The 15,584-nt window shown below is 68.8% G+C and carries 11 protein-coding genes, 1 tRNA gene and 2 pseudogenes; 5 read left to right on the forward strand and 9 right to left on the reverse strand.

The window, feature by feature from the left end; translation table 11 throughout:
• The 4 genes and pseudogenes from VN779_RS20655 to VN779_RS20670 all read right to left on the reverse strand — a co-directional run.
• A pseudogene (locus VN779_RS20655) lies at positions 1 to 327 on the reverse strand (hypothetical protein); the annotation flags it as partial.
• Positions 328 to 419: 92 nt separating this feature from the next.
• On the reverse strand, positions 420 to 1,613 hold the full coding sequence (locus VN779_RS20660) for an NAD(P)/FAD-dependent oxidoreductase (RefSeq protein ID WP_325725854.1): 1,194 nt from the start codon (positions 1,611 to 1,613) through the stop codon (positions 420 to 422).
• Positions 1,610 to 2,878 carry an NAD(P)-binding domain-containing protein gene (locus VN779_RS20665; RefSeq protein ID WP_325725856.1) on the reverse strand — a complete coding sequence of 423 codons (1,269 nt, stop codon included), beginning with the start codon at positions 2,876 to 2,878 and terminating at the stop codon, positions 1,610 to 1,612. Before VN779_RS20665 ends, VN779_RS20660 begins: the two co-directional genes overlap by 4 nt.
• Positions 2,879 to 2,917: 39 nt before the next feature.
• Positions 2,918 to 3,481: an OsmC family protein gene (locus VN779_RS20670; protein WP_325725857.1), complete on the reverse strand. Its 564-nt coding sequence runs from the start codon at positions 3,479 to 3,481 to the stop codon at positions 2,918 to 2,920.
• A 137-nt stretch (positions 3,482 to 3,618) separates the two neighbouring features.
• On the opposite strand from VN779_RS20670, the gene VN779_RS20675 reads away from it, so the two are divergent.
• Positions 3,619 to 6,321 (forward strand): ATP-binding protein, encoded by a 2,703-nt coding sequence (locus VN779_RS20675; protein WP_325725859.1) that lies wholly within the window; start codon positions 3,619 to 3,621, stop codon positions 6,319 to 6,321.
• Positions 6,322 to 6,479: 158 nt separating this feature from the next.
• Here the strand turns inward: VN779_RS20675 and VN779_RS20680 are convergent, their stop codons facing one another.
• Positions 6,480 to 7,142, reverse strand: coding sequence for a DUF6875 domain-containing protein (locus tag VN779_RS20680; RefSeq protein WP_325725861.1), 663 nt, complete (start codon positions 7,140 to 7,142; stop codon positions 6,480 to 6,482).
• A gap of 252 nt (positions 7,143 to 7,394) precedes the next feature.
• On the opposite strand from VN779_RS20680, the gene VN779_RS20685 reads away from it, so the two are divergent.
• Positions 7,395 to 7,766, forward strand: a complete 372-nt coding sequence (locus VN779_RS20685; RefSeq protein ID WP_325725863.1) for a nuclear transport factor 2 family protein — start codon at positions 7,395 to 7,397, stop codon at positions 7,764 to 7,766.
• 326 nt (positions 7,767 to 8,092) lie between these two features.
• Here the strand turns inward: VN779_RS20685 and VN779_RS26555 are convergent.
• A pseudogene (locus VN779_RS26555) lies at positions 8,093 to 8,203 on the reverse strand (esterase); the annotation flags it as partial.
• Between the two features lie 306 nt (positions 8,204 to 8,509).
• Here VN779_RS26555 and VN779_RS20690 point away from each other — a divergent pair.
• The 3 genes from VN779_RS20690 to VN779_RS20700 are packed head-to-tail and all read left to right on the forward strand — an operon-like array spanning position 8,510 to position 13,415.
• The gene (locus VN779_RS20690; RefSeq protein ID WP_349260869.1) at positions 8,510 to 11,467 is read left to right on the forward strand and encodes a DEAD/DEAH box helicase; all 2,958 of its coding nucleotides are present in this window, start codon (positions 8,510 to 8,512) and stop codon (positions 11,465 to 11,467) included.
• Complete coding sequence (locus VN779_RS20695; RefSeq protein WP_325725867.1) at positions 11,464 to 12,324, forward strand: SWIM zinc finger family protein; 861 nt, start codon at positions 11,464 to 11,466, stop codon at positions 12,322 to 12,324. The genes VN779_RS20690 and VN779_RS20695 overlap by 4 nt, the downstream gene beginning before the upstream one ends.
• Positions 12,325 to 12,326: 2 nt before the next feature.
• Positions 12,327 to 13,415: a DUF2293 domain-containing protein gene (locus tag VN779_RS20700; protein WP_325725869.1), complete on the forward strand. Its 1,089-nt coding sequence runs from the start codon at positions 12,327 to 12,329 to the stop codon at positions 13,413 to 13,415.
• Positions 13,416 to 13,695: 280 nt separating this feature from the next.
• Here the strand turns inward: VN779_RS20700 and VN779_RS20705 are convergent, their stop codons facing one another.
• From VN779_RS20705 to VN779_RS20715, 3 genes are all read right to left on the reverse strand, one after another.
• The gene (locus VN779_RS20705; RefSeq protein WP_325725871.1) at positions 13,696 to 13,992 is read right to left on the reverse strand and encodes a helix-turn-helix transcriptional regulator; all 297 of its coding nucleotides are present in this window, start codon (positions 13,990 to 13,992) and stop codon (positions 13,696 to 13,698) included.
• On the reverse strand, positions 13,989 to 14,360 hold the full coding sequence (locus tag VN779_RS20710) for a type II toxin-antitoxin system RelE/ParE family toxin (RefSeq protein ID WP_325725874.1): 372 nt from the start codon (positions 14,358 to 14,360) through the stop codon (positions 13,989 to 13,991). Before VN779_RS20710 ends, VN779_RS20705 begins: the two co-directional genes overlap by 4 nt.
• A 929-nt stretch (positions 14,361 to 15,289) precedes the next feature.
• Positions 15,290 to 15,362 (reverse strand) — tRNA-Arg (locus VN779_RS20715).
• Positions 15,363 to 15,584: the final 222 nt, after the last annotated feature.

Raw genomic sequence — 15,584 nt, forward strand, 5'->3', positions numbered from 1 at the left:
GGCGTTGCGAGTGACCAGGACGACGTTACCGAGCTGCTCGCCGCGGACCCAGGCCGTGTAGTCCTCCAGGAAGCTGTTCTCGCCATAAGGGCCGGCGAGATTGAACTCCTGGTCGTCGTAGAGCGAGCGGATGTAGGTCACGATTGACCGGACGGCCTCGGCACCCTGCGCGACGCCGTTCATCGCCGAGCCCTCTATGGTGACGTCGTCGGCCAGGTTGGTCACCCAGACCGGCTGGTAGTCGGTGGCCGGAACGCGGACACCGTCGAAGCGGGTGACATATGTCGGCGTGCCTTCTTCGGCCGCCGGGTCGCTCGCGACGGACATGAGCAGTTTCCCTTCGTGACCTGTAGCCGGTGCTCGCCGGTGTCGGTGTGCCGACCGGCATGTGCCCGCGAACCCTTCTCGGGAGGCCAACACTATGAGCACGACCAGGTTTTCTGCGAGAGCCCCGTGAGCGCGCGATCTGGTCGGGCCTGGAGGTGTTTGACCTCGTCACCCATCGCGGAACTCACCCGGCGGAGCAGTGTCTGTACGCGCTCGATGGTCCAGTCGTATGCCGCGACGTCCTCGGTCGCGGCTAACAGCCGGCTGGACAGCCGACCCCGGATCGCCTGGTAACGAGCGAGGGCGACCGCCTCCGGAAGGCCGCCCGTCGCGTCGAGAATCGCGTCGGCAAATAACTCCGCATCACGCATAGCGTCGGTCATGCCGTGGGTGGTGATCGGGTCCTTGAAGTAGCCGGCGTCTCCGACTAGTGCCCACCCCGCGCCCCAGCAGCGGCGCAGATATCCAGGTACTCCGCCCCACCCGCGGATTGGCCCTGCGGGCGTGGCGGTGACGACCGGGTCGCGCAATGTCGGGGCGGCTTGAACCAACAGCTCGGAGAAAGCGTGCTCGACGCCGTAGCGCCGCAGCCCGCACATACGTTCCGGTGTGGTGCTGACGAACACGCAGGTCTGCCCGTCGTTGGTGGGGATCAGACCGGCCCCGGCGCCGGCGCCATACGCCCATTGGTAGCCATCGGCTGGGAGACCGGCGACGTACCGGTAGAGCACCGCGGAGCGAGATCTGCCCTGCCGTATGACCGGTGCCCGAACCAGTGCGGCCACGGTCGAGCGGATGCCGTCGGCGCCCACCGTCATCGATGCCGGGAGTTCGACGGTGCGGCCGGATCGGTCGACTGAACGGACGCCGCGAACCCGGCCGGTCTCGTCCCGCCGCAACGCAGTCACGGCCATCTCGGTAAACACGTCGACCCCGGCCTGCGCGGCGGCGTCGAGGAGCAGCCGGTCGAACAAATAGCGGCGAGGTGCGTAGAGGGCATCGACGCCGGCAGTAGGGCGTATCGCCACACGCGCGATGCTGCCGTCGGTGTAGTGGAACGACGTGCTGCGGATCGCCGGTGTGCCGGCCGCGATGACCCGATCAAGCAGCCCCCAGCGGGACAACTGCAGGACACCGGCGCGCATGAGCGCGTGCGTGGACACGGTGTCGGTTCCGGCCCGGGACCGGTCGACGAGCGCGACCCGAGCTCCAGCTCGCCCGAGCAGCAGCGCGGTGGACGCACCCGCGACCCGGCCGCCGACGACAACGACGTCGTAGCCGTTCATGACGTCGGTGCCGCGTTCGCTGCTGGCAGCGTGGGCACGAGCGGCGCGGCCCGGCCGAGGAGGTGAGCCACGACGGCCTGCGCGTTGTGCCGGGCGCCGTCGATGTACCCGGAGTCACGGCGGTGCTGGAACCGCTGACCGACCACGTAAACCCCCGGTGCGGAGGTGACGCCACGGCGCTGGGCGATCGTTCCGTCCGGCGCAGTCACCGGCAGCCGCAACCAGGGGTGACTGGGTCGGTAGCCGGTGGCGAGCAGGACGGTGCCGATTCCCTCGGCCCGCAGGCCCAGCCGCGTCGGAGTGGGGGGAACGGCAACCATCCATGGTCGAACCGGTGGCCCGAGCTCTTGGCCGAGACCGGCAGCGTTGGCGAATTTGTCGACGGCGTCGAGAAGCCGATGCATTCGCCGATCGGCGGACGCGACCGAGTCGGCGAGGTCGGCGCGGAACCAGGCCTGGCCACCCTTGATCTGCGCGAGGCGTCCGGTGAGCCGAACACCTCGCGCTTGCAGGACAGCCAGGTCGAGGTCCTCGTTCCGGCCGACCAGCTGCAGCGACGGCTCACGGCGCGCGGCCCCGGGGTCGCGGATGTCGTCGATCGTTCGGGCCAGGCGGCCGGTGCGCGACAGCCACCAGAAGATGTCCAGTCCGCGATAGCGGCGAGGCATCCGGGTATGCCGTCCGACGGCAAGCACTACCGGGCGGCCGGCCCGTGCGAGCTCGTCGGCGATCTGGACACCCGAGGACGAGGCGCCGACGATGAGGACACCGCCGGATGGCAACTGGGCCGGATTGCGGTACTGCTGCGCGGTGATCAACTCGACGCCGCGCGACCACCCGGCCGGCCCGTGCGGGACTCCGTGCGGGCCGGTGGCGATGACGAGGTGACGGGCATGCCAGGTGCCCCGGTCGGACACCACCACGTACCGATGGCCGGAGGTGCGCGTGGCGACGGACACCTGCTCCACGTTCGCCGACTCGAGGACGGGAGCGTCGAACGACGCGGCGTAGCGATCGAGGAACTGACCGAACGCCCCGGCGCTGAGGTACCCGTCCGGCTCGGGACCGCAGTAGCGCCAGCCCGGGAGCCGGGTCATCCAGTTCGGCGTCTGCAGGCGCAGCGAATCCCACCGCTCGCTGCACCACCGCTCACCGACGCGTCCGCGCTCCAGGACCACGTGGTCGCGCCCCGCAGCAGACAGCAATCGGCTCACGGCCAGCCCAGCATGTCCGGCGCCCACCACGACGGTGTCCGTGTCGGTCATTGACTCTCGTCCGGCTCAATCCGGTGGACCGTCAGGCGATCAGCCGGTGGTCACGTCGATGACGACCGGCGTCGGGTTGGCGAGCACGTCGTAGACGGCCGACCGACGGCGCGACTGCTCGACCAGCCCGCGCAGGGTGTCCTGGTCCGCGTCGCCATCGATGTGGAAGCTGACCTTGATCTGCTCGTAGCCGTTACGGACCGACCCGTTCGACAGCCCGAGGATGCCGAGCAGGTTGATGTCGCCCTCGACGGTCGAGGTGACCTCGGTCAGGTTCACCCCGCGGGCGGCGGCGATATTGGCCACGCCCGCGGTCAGGCACGCGGCGATCCCGTGCAGGAGGTACTCGACCGGCGTGGGCGCGTTGTCCTCGCCGACCAATACGGCCGGGTGGTCGGCATCGAGCGTCGTGGCCTGCTTGTGCTGCATCTGCTGCTTGGCGCCGTAGAAGCCGTGGATCGTCGACTGGTTGTGGGTTCCCCGGAGCCATGTGTTGCTGGCGCGGAACTGGAACTTTGCCAACTCCGGGTCACCCTTTACCGCGTCGATCGTCGCGAACAGGGCGGGGACATCGACACCGTTGCGGTTCATGGTGCTGGTCATATCGGTGCTCCTTTGCGAGCGGGTTGTGTCGCCGACGAAGGTGCCGCGAAATGGCACGTCCGGACATCCGTGACCGCTACGGATTTCGACTACGGACGCCGGCTACGGACAGACCCGTCACGCGGCACACTGAGCGCGTGAGGACATCCGGCGACGAGGTCACGGCTCGCGAAGCCGAGGTACTCGCGCTGGTGGGTCAGCATCTGACGAACGCGCAGATCGCCGCGACGCTGTTCATCTCGGTACGCACGGTGGAAAGCCACGTGGCTGCGCTGTTGCGCAAGCTCAACGTGCCTGACCGGCGCAGCCTGGCGCGCCGTGCCGCCGTCGATCGCGGACAGCAGCGCGGCATGCTGCCGGTGCCCGCGACGCCCTTCTTGGGCCGGGCGGCGGAGCGCGCCGAGCTGACGCACGCCCTGACCGGTCAGCGGCTCGTCACGGCGGTCGGCCCGGGCGGGATCGGCAAGACGCGGCTGGCGATCAGCGTCGCGGGCGACGTTGCTGCGGGGCATCGCGATGGGGTGTGGTTCGTCGACCTGGTCCGGGTTACCGAGCCGGCTGCCGTCATCGGGACCGTGGCGGAAGTGGTCGGCGTGCCCGAGCAGCTGGCGCTCTCCCAGGATGCGGCACTGGTCGCCTCGCTCGCCCGGCGCGAGGGGCTGCTCGTGCTGGACAACTGCGAGCACCTGCTGGACGGGGTCCGCGAGTGCGTCGACCTGATCGTCAACGGCTGCCCAGGCGTCACCGTGCTGACGACGAGCCGGACGCGGCTGATGCTTCCGTACGAGCGCGTCTACCCAGTACCCGGACTGTCCATCACCGACGATGCGGGTGGCGATGCCGTCGCGCTGTTCGGCGCAAGGGTCGCTGCGGCGACAAGCGAGGCGACCCCGCCCGACCCGGCCCGCACTGCCGCCCTGTGTCGCGCGTTGGACGGCATCGCGCTGGCCATCGAGCTGGCCGCATCGCGCTACGCCACCCTGGGCCTGGACGGGCTGGAGGCCGGCCTGCACGACAGGTTGCGGTTCTTCACGGTCGGCAGCCCGACGGCAGCCCGACACCGTTCGCTGCGCGACACCATCGCTTGGAGCTACAACCTGCTGACGCCCACCGACCAAGCGCTGCTGCGTCGGGTCGCGATGTTCGCATCATGGTTCGACGTCGCCGCCGCTCACCACGTCGCCGCTCCGAGCCGTGATCGCGCGGTCGTCGCCGACGGGCTGGCCCAACTCGCTGATCACAGCCTGCTTGTCGTCGACCGCGGCACGCCGACCCGCTACCGGGCACTGGAGACGATCCGCCAGTACGGCGAGGAACAGCTCGCCCTGGCCGGCGAAGTCGCGACGATCGAGGCCCAGCTCGACCAGTGGTGCCGAGTGCAGATTCGCGAGCTCGCGAATGTGGAGCCTGATGACGTGTGGTGTCTCCGGTTCGATCGAGTCGTCGACGACGTGCGGGCCGCGCTGCGTCGGTGCGCCGCCGATCCCGATCGCCAGGGGCCCGCTGCGGAACTCGCCGCGCAGCTCGCCGGGCAGCTGTGGCTGCGGGGGCGGCTGATCGAGGCCCAGCGCCGCTACGAGCAGGCCGCAGAACTCAGCCCGTCCCCGACCGACCGGGTGCAGCTGTTGCGGCTCGCCGCCGGCGCCGCCGGCACCGGTTACCTCGGCACCGACATGCTGCGCTTGCTCCGCCAATCCGCCGACCTGGCCGGGTCAGTCGGGGACCTGGGTGGTGCGGCCGGCGACCTTGCCGCGATGTCGCTGTTTATCACTCGAGCTCCGGGAATCATGGCACAAACGCACACCGAGCAGGAGGCGGCGGACCTGCTTGCCGAGGCCGGGGCCGTCTCGGACGGATCGGCCAAAGCCGAAGCCGCGATCACCCTCGCGAAGGTGTCCGGAAACTACCGCCGCGTTTCCGTCGAACAGTCCGAACAGGCCGTCGAGCGTGCTCGAGCGGCCGACGATCCGGGACTGGTGGACGCCGCACTGGATCTGCTCACCGCTGTGCACTTGAGACTCGACGACATCCCGGCAGCGGTGGCAACGGTCCGCCGCCGCGAGGCTGCGATCGCCTCCCTCCCGATGGTTGCGCTGCATGGCTTCGCGCACAGCGACCACGCGCAGTACGGGTGCGAGGTCCTGCTCGCGGCCGGCAACCTCCCCGGAGCGTCTCAATACGCCGACCGGCTGGCGCGCCTGCCGTTCAACCGCGAGGAGGGCCTGCTCGGTCTGGCCCGGCGGCTCAAGGTCGACGCGTTCGCCGGCCACTTCGACGCGGTGCTCCGTGACGCGACCCAGTTCGGCAACAGCTGGGAGCGGTTGGGCGAGCCGGTCGTACCCAACTTGGCCAGCTCGGCGGGCGCCGTGGCAATGGTGCACGGCATTCTCGGACACGATGAGCTGCGTGCGCGATGGCTGCGCCTGGCCGATAACCTCAACGGCGCGCAGCCAACCATCACGACGCGGGCCTGGGCGCCGACCTTCGACGCGATTGTGGCCTTGCACCGCGGGGAGTTCCCTACCGCCTGCAACGGTCTCGCGATCGATCCCGACGACTCGGATATCTGGTGGCACGGCGGCCAGATCATCTACCGGCCGTGGTATGCGGCCGTCTGGGCGGAGGCGGCAGTGCTGGACGAGCGTCCTGACGCCCACGCGCGCATCCAGCGGGCTCGGCACGCGACGCGGGCGAATCCCATCGCATCCGCCATGGTCGAGCGTGCCGCGGCATTCGCGGCCGGTGACCGAACCGCCGTCGAAAGCCTCGCGGAGATGTTCGAGGCGCTCGGGTGCCCGTATCAGCAGACCCGAACCGGCGTGCTGGCCGGAATGCTCTGATCCGCCGGGACGCGGCGTCGCCGTCGCCCTAGTTGCGACTCTCCACGCCGAAGGTCACTCGATGTCGAGTCAGAGGTCGCAGGTGATCTTGATGCCTCGGGTCGTCGGATGCGACGCGTCCGCGGATTCCTGCGTTGTCCGCCTGACGGGCCGCATCGCTATCCGAGCTGCCTCCAGTTGGTGCGGCGTAGTTCGGCCGCAAGGGCTTGGACTGCGGACTCGCCGTAGCGACGTGCCCATAACTCGAGCCACTCGTCGTTGTCCAAGAAGAACTTCCAGTCGCTGATCACTCCATTCCTCACGAACAGAAACGGCACGGGCGATTGGAATGGCCGGAACTTCGAGTTGTAGATCGCAGTGCCCTCGTTGCCTTCGTAGTACGGCCCAAACAAGATTCCATCGTCCGCATACGACGGAACTGCAAGATGCTGTAGCACGTTGTCAAAGACGCCTTGCGCACGATCAGCCGGCAAGTTGGTAAAGACAACAACGATTACCTTGTAGTCAGCATCCTCCCCGCCAATCGGTTGAATCTCCCGGAACAGTCTCTTGTAGCCGCTTACCAGCTCGACAACGTCTGGCTCGCCCGGGTCGGCGATCCGCTCGGGAGCGAGCCAAAGGACGTTGCGTTCCAATGACCCCGGCACGAAGGGACAGACCGTCCCAGCGCGACCGAGGTCCTTGTGCGGCCTGACCACGAAGGTCGTGATCCAGTCGGCGACAGCTTGCAGGGCTTCTCGATCGCTTTCCGCGAGTTCCCCTCTCCTACTGACGGCCTCGAGATCCTGGAGGAGGAACAGATTTGTGGTCATCGCTGGCATGGAACCTCCCCTGAGCCGAGCACTACCCGAGGGCAAGTTTGCTCCGGCCCCCTTTGCAGCCGCCAGATCCCAAACGAGTGGGAGCCCGGGCCATGCTCGGGACTAAGGGGATCACGGATTCGAAGCGCGGTACGCGGTCGCGACGATGGTGGAGGCGAGCCGAGGACCATTGCCTCCTCGCTTCGAACGAAATATTCACCGTAGAACGCCGAAAGTGAACTACAGAGACTAGGTCGCACGAATGGACTCACCATGACCAGATCCCCCGCCGACTTGATGCGAGTCAATCTCCTCGAGGTCTTCAACGAACCCGACTCGGGCCGCCGGGCCGAGGTCATCGCCGAGAACTATGCCGAAGATGTGGTCTGGCACGAACCTGACCGGATCATTCGAGGGCGCAAGGACCTGGAACGTCGCGCCGAAGAGTTGCGTGGCGAAAACCCGGGCTGGGTCTTCCGACCTGCAGGTCCCGCATCGGAGCTCGACGACATCGGCCACCTCGGCTTCCAGTACGGGCCGGCCGACCAACCGCCGATGGCCAGCGGCATGGACATCGCTCGTACCAGAGACGGCGTCATCATCGAGCTTTACACGATCGTCACCGCGATCCGTCAGCCGTCCTAGCCCGGCGCCGAGGTGGGCCAGAGAAGAATTCGGCGCAGTCCTGGGCTAGCACGTTGCGATTCCAGAAGGCGGGCTGGCGCTCCGCGCCAACTCGTGAGATGGGCGGCGAGATACGCCCCTAGTTCGATCTTCGTCGTCGGCTTCATCATTTCCCACGGTCGTCCATTCCGATGAGCTGGCCGGGCCGGAATGAGCTGACGCGGCAGTGAGATTCTCGCTCATGAGCTGCGTCCTTGGTCTTGGTCGAGTCGTCGACGTAGCGCCGCCGAACGTTGGGTCTTGCTTGGGCATGATCTTCTGCCCTCTTGCGATCTGAGCGGAGCCCTTCAGTTGGTGCCGAGCGCCTTGCGCAGGACGTGGACCGCCTGCTCGATCGCGGCGGTGGAGGCGGCCGTCTGGCGGAGCGGATTGAGCATCATGAAGTCGTGCAGGGAACGCCGATCACGTAGCCGCGGACGGGGCGCGGACGTGTGGCGGCTGACCGCGGTTCTGTGCGACCGCTCACGCCTCCCGGGCGTGTGTGCGTGCGGACGGTGTGGCGGCAGCTGTTGAGCTCGATGGGTGCGGCTGAAGCGGTTTGAGCTCGACTGTTTGCGGTTTCCCGGTGGGGCGGTGCGGATCGGTGATGGTCGCCTGGCATGCTGGGTTCGGCCGTTGCCGAGTAGGTGGCGAGGAGCCCGGTGTTCGTTGTTCATGTCTGTTGGCTGCGCGGCGGAAGTGCGTTAGAACCAGGCCGGCTCGGGATGTGGGGCGAGGACTCGTCTGCGCCGGCGACGCTGCCACGCAAGCCAGGGCGCCGACCGCGGGTTCAGCCGCACCCGTTCGCCGCAGCACATGAAGATCTCATGGCCGCGCTCCCGGCGGCCGGCGCGAAGGCAACCACGTCGACTGTCACGCTTGCCCTGCCGACCCGGGGCGGCGGGCCGATCGCCTCACCGGAGCTGGTGCGGGAGGAATTCGACGCAGTCTCCGGCCTGGTGGGGTCCGGTCAGTGGCAGGTTCCGATGCTCGAGTTCGACGCCGACCTTGCGTTCGCCGTGCTGAGCGACCTGGATGCCGAGGCGGCGGTCTGGGGGGCGTCGGTCGCGCACCTGTCGCATCTGAGCGGCTTCGCGGCGGATCTGGTTGCGCGGGGTCGGCTGCTGCCTGGGGTGGTCGGCGAGGGACCGCGCGCGGTGTGGCGACCGGTGCTCATCGGCGCGGACGCGGCGTGGGCGCGTACGTTGGCGATGTCAGCGGCATCGTCGCTGTTCGCGGCCGAGCTGGGCGCTGGACTCGACCTGTGGGCTGAGGCCCTGGACTGTCTGGTCGACGCGGCAGCGCGCGCGGCGCTCGGCTCGTCCCGGTTGATGCTCGGCCGAGGCGGCGATCGGGCCACCCGGGCCTGGCTGGCCGCGCTGTCCGGCGGCGAGCGGACCTTCTCCGTGGACCCGTCTGCTGCGGCGGCGATTGCGCGAGCGCTGGCCGAGTGGCAGCGTGATGCCGTCGCCGGGCCGGTGCGGGCCTGCTTCCGGCTGGTCGAGCCCGTCGGTGACGGCGAGGACTGGCAGGTGGGGTTCGCGCTGCAGGCGGCCGAAGAGGCGAGCCTCGTCGTGGATGCGGACGCGGTGTGGCGCTCCCGGGGCAAACTGCCAGCGCTCGCCCGCCACGTCGACGCACCGCAGGAGACGTTGCTGGCCGAGCTGGGCAAGGCAGCCCGCCTGTATTCCGAACTGGATGGCGCGCTGCGCACCGCCCGGCCGACATGCCTACCGCTGGACACCAAGGGGGCGCACCGGTTCCTCGGCGTGGTCGCCCCAATGCTGGCGACGGCCGGTTTCGGCGTGCAGCTGCCGGGCTGGTGGACCAAACCATCCTCCCGCCTCGGGCTGCGGCTAACCGCCTCGACACCCGGACAGCCGGCACGGGTCGATGGGGGCAACGCCGGACTCGGCTTCGATTCCGTGGCGGAGTTCCGCTACGACCTGGCCGTCGGCGGAGAGGTGCTGACCGCCGACGAGCTTGCCGAGCTGGCCGACCTGAAGGCGCCTCTGGTCCGGCTGCGCGGCCAGTGGATCGAGCTGGACGCGCGCCGCCTGGCGGCCGGCCTCAAGTTCGTCGGGCGCACGGATCAGGCAACGGTGGGCGAGCTGCTGGGACTCGGCCTCGGCGTCGCGCTCACCCCGGAGGGGTTGCCGGTCGAGGCCATTGACGCGGACGGCTGGCTCGGTGAACTGCTGTCCGGACAGACCGAGCGGCGGCTCGCGCCGGTCGAGGCACCCGCGTCGTTTGCCGGCCAGCTGCGCCCGTATCAGTCGCGCGGCCTGGCATGGCTGGACTTTCTGCACCGCTGCGGGCTCGGCGGCGTCCTGGCCGACGACATGGGCCTGGGCAAGACGGTGCAGCTACTCGCGCTGCTGGCACACAACGCAGGTACCGGACCGAGCTTGCTGGTCTGCCCGATGTCGCTGGTCGGCAACTGGCAGCGCGAGGCTGCCCGGTTCACTCCGCAGCTGCGGGTGCACGTCCACCACGGCAAGGAGCGGGCCCGCGGCAAGCGGTTCACCGACGCAGTCGGTGCGTCGGATCTCATCGTCACGACCTATGCGCTGGCAGCTCGGGACGCCGCCGACCTGCGCAAGATCACCTGGCGGCGGGTCGTCGTCGATGAGGCGCAGGCGATCAAGAACGCCGCCACCAAGCAGGCCACGGCGATCCGGTCGTTGCCGGCGGGAACCCGGATCGCGGTCACCGGCACGCCGGTGGAGAACCGGCTCGCCGACCTGTGGTCGATCCTCGAGTTCGCCAACCCCGGGCAGCTCGGCAGTGCTGCGACGTTCAAGAAACGCTACGCCGAGCCGATCGAGCGGCTCGGCGACGAAGACGCCGCCGAGCGGTTACGCCGGTTCACCGCCCCGTTCATCCTGCGTCGCGTCAAGACCGACAAGTCGATCATCGCCGACCTGCCGGACAAGCTCGAGATGGAGGTCGTGTGCAACCTGACCGCCGAGCAGGCCGCGCTGTATCAGGCGGTGGTCGAGGACATGCTGCGGCGGATCGAGCAGAGCGACGGCATCGAGCGGCGCGGCCTGGTGCTGGCGACCATGACCAAGTTGAAGCAGGTCTGCAACCACCCCGCGCACTTCTTGCGGGACGGCAGCCGGTTGGCCGGACGCTCCGGCAAGCTCGACTGCCTCGACGAGATCCTGGAGGAGGTGCTGGCGGTCGGGGAGAGGGCGCTGCTGTTCACGCAGTACGCCGAGTTCGGCGCGATGTTGCGTGCCCACCTGGCCGGGCGGTTCGGTCGGGAGGTGTTGTTTCTGCACGGCGGTGTCCCGAAGGTCAATCGGGACGCGATGGTGGCCCGCTTCCAGGCCGACGACCCCGCGTCCCCGCCGCTTTTCGTGCTCTCGCTGAAGGCCGGTGGCACCGGGCTCACGTTGACCGCGGCCAATCATGTGGTGCATGTCGACCGGTGGTGGAACCCGGCCGTCGAAGACCAGGCCACCGACCGCGTGTTCCGGATCGGGCAGCGCAAGTCGGTGCAGGTCCGCAAGTTCGTCTGCGCGGGCACCGTCGAGGAGAAGATCGCCGCCATGATCCATGAGAAGCGCGGGCTCGCGGCCCGGATCGTCGGCACGGGCGAACAGTGGCTCACCGAGCTGTCGACCAGTCAGCTCGCCGAGCTGTTCCGGCTCGAGGCCGGGGCGGTCGTCGAATGACCGAGCGTCGCTGGTACCCGCCATCCCGGCCGCGGGCGGTCGAGAACGGGCTCAAAGCGCGCAGCAGCCGCGGGGCGATCGGCTCGTCGTGGTGGTCGCGGCGCTTCCTCGAGGTGCTGGAGTCCTTCGCGATGGGCAACCGGCTGACCCGCGGCCGGGCGTACGCGCGCAAGGGACAGGTCGTCTCGCTCGAGGTCACACCCGGCGAAGTCCGCGCGGTTGTGCAGGGCTCGCGGGTGAGGCCGTACCGCGTCGGGATCGGGCTTGCGCCGTTCACCGAGCTGGTCTGGGCCAGGGCCGAGATCGCGCTGTCCGAGCATGCGCTGCCGAGCGCCAAGCTCCTCGCGGGCGAGGTGCCGCCGGAGCTGGAGGACCTCTTCGGCGCCGCCGGGGCGCCACTGTTCCCGCGCGCGGTGAAGGAGCTAGATCAGCGGTGCAGCTGCCCAGATCGGGAGGTGCCGTGCAAGCACCTCGCCGCGACGTTCTACCTGCTCGCGGAGGCCTTCGACGCGGACCCGTTCCTCATTCTGCGTTGGCGGGGCCGCGAAAGGGAGTCGCTGCTGCGGAGGTTGCGCGAGTTGCGCGCCGACGGGCCGGTCGACGAACCGGACGAGCTAGCCGAGCCCGCGCCCGCCGCCGCGGGCGCCGCGCTCGCCCTAGCCGATCTGCCTCCGCCCGCTCATCAGCCGGATCGCTTCTGGCTGCCTCCGGCGCCGCTGCCCGCCCGGCCCGCGACCCTGCACGTCGAGCCCGACCTGCTGCTGCGCCAGCTGCCGACGCCCGGCGCCGTGCTGGGCGGGGAGGCCCTCGTCGCAGAGTTGCGGACGGCGTACCAGCGGTTCGGTGCCGCGGAGTAGCGATGGCGCGTCACAACATCGAGGCGCGGGTGCGCCGGGTCGCCGAGCAGGCGCTGGCCGAGCAGCATTACATCCGCCCGGTCGACGTGCTACTCGGGCTGGGCTGGCTCGCGCCCACCCACGTCGACGAGTGGCGCCAGGGGCGGGTCGCCTACCTCGAGGGCGTGACCCAGGGCAACCTCAGCAAGATCTCCACGGCGATGGCCGAGTTTGGTCGCTGGGCGCGAGCACGCGGGTTGCAGCCGTCGGAGACCGCGTACGAGGCGCGCACCCGCGACCGCCGCCCGCTGCGCTTTTCCGCGAGCAACGATCCGGGCATCGAGCAGGCGTATCGCACGCACTGGATCTCGCCGGAGCTTTCCGAACGCAAGCGTGAGCGACTCGCCGAGCGGCAGAGTCGTCCTCCGGACCTGCTTGTGATCGCCGCGAGCAAGCCCTGGGCGTGCGCCGAGTGTGCGGCCGAGTTCGGAGCGGGCGCGTTTCTCATAATGGAGGACGCGGGCCCGCACTGCTTGGACTGCGTCGACCTCGGCCACCTCGAGTTCCTGCCGGCCGGCAACACTGCGCTCACCCGCCGGGCGAAGAAGGCCAGCCGGCTGTCGGCGGTCGTCGTGCAGTGGAGCCGATCGCGGAAGCGTTACCAGCGGCAAGGCATCCTCGCCGAGCCCGGTGCCATCGAGCACGCCGAGGCGGAGTGCCTGGCCGATGACGAGGTGCGCGAGCGCCGGCGGTTACGCGAGGAGCAGCGCCGCTCGACTGCTGACGAACAATTCGCCGCCGACCTCGCCGCCGCAATCCGCACCCAGTTCCCAGGCTGTCCCGCCGAGCGCGCCGCCCGCATCGCCCGCCACTCGGGTGTGCGGGGCAGCGGGCGGATCGGCCGCACGCGCGCCGGCCGCGCAACCGACCCCCAAGCGGTCCGGCTCGCCGTAATCGCTGCAGTGCGCCACGACGACACGGCCTACGACCAACTGCTGATGTCAGGCATGCCGCGCGCTCAAGCCCGCGACCAGATCGGAGCCGACATCAAGCGCATCCTCACCGGCTGGTCCCTCAACCCCGCCCTGACCGATCGGCAGACTGCGCGGTGATGGCGCGATCTTCGGCCTGTCACGCACGGTGGCACTGTCGAAGCGCACCTCACGCTGCATGAGCGGGCAGATGGGCAGCGACCTGACGGATCGATCTGCGCACGGTTTGCTGGTGAGGTAGTGGTCCAGAACGGCTCGGGTGCGCTGCCTGCAGGCTTCTGGGCGATGGTCGAAGGCGGCGTCAGCTGACCTTTTCTGCATACCCATGGAGCGCTTCCAGTTCATGCAACGCCGCCCGCTGAGAGCATGGGGTCGCGCTGTGCGTACCGCCTTCGCCTTGTCAGGCTGCGTGCGGGGTCAGAGTGACGATTAGGTCTGCGCCGAGGGCGGCGGCGATGCGGTCGAGCACGGGGATGGTGGGTACGGCGCCGCCGGCCTCGAGGCGGGACAGGGCGGGTTGGGTCATGCTGGCGCGGCTGGCGAGTTCGGTCTGGGACAGGCCGAGGGCGAGGCGGCGCTCGCGCACCGCCTGGCCGATCAGGAACGCTCGGCGGGCCTCGTCGTAGCCCTCGCGGTAGCCGGCGCTGTCACGGCGGGGCTCGGCGATCTTCTCGTAAGTCTGGTGCTTGCCGCTCATAGGGTGTCTCCGTTTCGGTCGAAGCTGTCGTGGGCGATACCGTGGCTGCGCTCGCAGGTCTGTTGGGCGCGCACCGCGCGGGCGACGTCGGCGGTTTCCGCGCTGCGGGTCTTGCGGAACACCGTGAGCAGGACCAGCCGCCGCCCCGGTGCGAGCCAATAGGTCACGCGAGTCTGCTGGCGCAGGAGGTGGAAGCGCAGCTCACGCACCTTCCCCTCCAGGTGGCGGGTGTACGGCTCGCTGAGGGTCTCGGCCTGCTCGGCGAGCAGGCCAACCAGGAAGTCGACACGACCGAAGTCCCGATCGGACAGGGCCTCCAGCGAAGCGCGAACCTCTGGCTCGACCTCCACCGCGTACAGGTCGGCCATGTATCTCACGGTATATGTATTCGATGCTATGAGCAACCAATGGTCAACCCCGCGCTACGCGATCCGTCCGGCCATAGCTCCTGGTGCGCGATTCGGATATCCGCGTTCCGCGACCTCTAGGGCAATGCCGCGAATGACAGCCTTATCGTCGTGAGGAGATCAGCCATCGGGTAGACGCCAGACGCGTGGCGCAGATTCGAGGAGGGTTGAGGAAGGCTGGAAGGGGGCAGGGTTCATGCCCTGGTCGAGGCAGTGGGGTGGCGCTCGTAGGCGGCGAGGGCGAGGCTGAGCGCTGCGCCAAGGTGGGCAGGTCGCGTTGGTAGATGCGGCCAGAGTCGAGCAGGGCGGCGAGTTCGCGCAGGAGCTCGGGCCATTCGCGGTGGCGCGGGGTGTGCGTACGCTCGACCGGCACATGCACCACCCGTTCGACGACCTCCACGGCGGCGCGGCCGGAGGCAGCGGCGCGGGATTGCTCCCAGGCTCGTTGCCGGCACGCCGCCAAAGAAGACCTTCAGATCCCACGCGATCGCCAGCCAGGTATTGCTCCGGGCTCGAGCTGCGACGAAGACCAGATAGTCATCCAGCAACGGGTGCCCCAGCGAGATCGACGTCAACTCCGACCACTCCGGCGAACCGTCAAACGCGGCACGAACCGATCCACGGGCCCTCCTCGCTCGCGGTCAACCACCCACAACCAAGCCGACCAAGAAGTTGGATCACCCGCATATCAGACACAAGTCGGCCACGATGACCCTCGATCTGTAAGGCCATCTCTTCGCCGATCAGCTCGACGAAATGGCCGATGCAATGGACGCGGCGCGCACCTCGGCTCAAGATCGTGCGGACTTTTTGCGGACTAACGGCGCCGACGTCTATGAGCTGAGTAGAGAAAGAATAACTGGAGGCCAATGAATACGGGCGCTTCAGGGCGCGCCCGAAGGGATTCGAACCCCCAACCTCTTGATCCGTAGTCAAGTGCTCTATCCGTTGAGCTACGGGCGCCCGTGCGGGGCACGAGTCTACAGCCCTTCGTTCCCTGTCCAACTCGGTCGTTAACTAACACCGCTAGCCTGGACTCGATGTCCGGCGACGCAGATGACCGAACGACGATCCTCACCGACGACGAGCTAGTTACGTCCTGGGGTGTGATTGTCGACAGCCTGACCCGCACGCAGAACCGCATATTGCAGTCGGTGGAGGCGGCGGGAGTTCCGGCGCAGTGGT

Source organism: Actinocrinis sp., assembly GCF_035605935.1.
Taxonomy (GTDB): domain Bacteria; phylum Actinomycetota; class Actinomycetes; order Streptomycetales; family Catenulisporaceae; genus Actinocrinis.

Excerpts from the sequence above, each read along its gene's own strand:
- VN779_RS20660 (WP_325725854.1), bottom strand. The coding sequence starts at position 1,613 with ATGAACGGCTACGACGTCGTTGTCGTCGGCGGCCGGGTCGCGGGTGCG.
- VN779_RS20665 (WP_325725856.1), bottom strand. The coding sequence starts at position 2,878 with ATGACCGACACGGACACCGTCGTGGTGGGCGCCGGACATGCTGGGCTG.
- VN779_RS20670 (WP_325725857.1), bottom strand. The coding sequence starts at position 3,481 with ATGACCAGCACCATGAACCGCAACGGTGTCGATGTCCCCGCCCTGTTC.
- VN779_RS20680 (WP_325725861.1), bottom strand. The coding sequence starts at position 7,142 with ATGCCAGCGATGACCACAAATCTGTTCCTCCTCCAGGATCTCGAGGCC.
- VN779_RS20685 (WP_325725863.1), top strand. The coding sequence starts at position 7,395 with ATGACCAGATCCCCCGCCGACTTGATGCGAGTCAATCTCCTCGAGGTC.
- VN779_RS20690 (WP_349260869.1), top strand. The coding sequence starts at position 8,510 with ATGTGGGGCGAGGACTCGTCTGCGCCGGCGACGCTGCCACGCAAGCCA.
- VN779_RS20695 (WP_325725867.1), top strand. The coding sequence starts at position 11,464 with ATGACCGAGCGTCGCTGGTACCCGCCATCCCGGCCGCGGGCGGTCGAG.
- VN779_RS20700 (WP_325725869.1), top strand. The coding sequence starts at position 12,327 with ATGGCGCGTCACAACATCGAGGCGCGGGTGCGCCGGGTCGCCGAGCAG.
- VN779_RS20705 (WP_325725871.1), bottom strand. The coding sequence starts at position 13,992 with ATGAGCGGCAAGCACCAGACTTACGAGAAGATCGCCGAGCCCCGCCGT.
- VN779_RS20710 (WP_325725874.1), bottom strand. The coding sequence starts at position 14,360 with ATGGCCGACCTGTACGCGGTGGAGGTCGAGCCAGAGGTTCGCGCTTCG.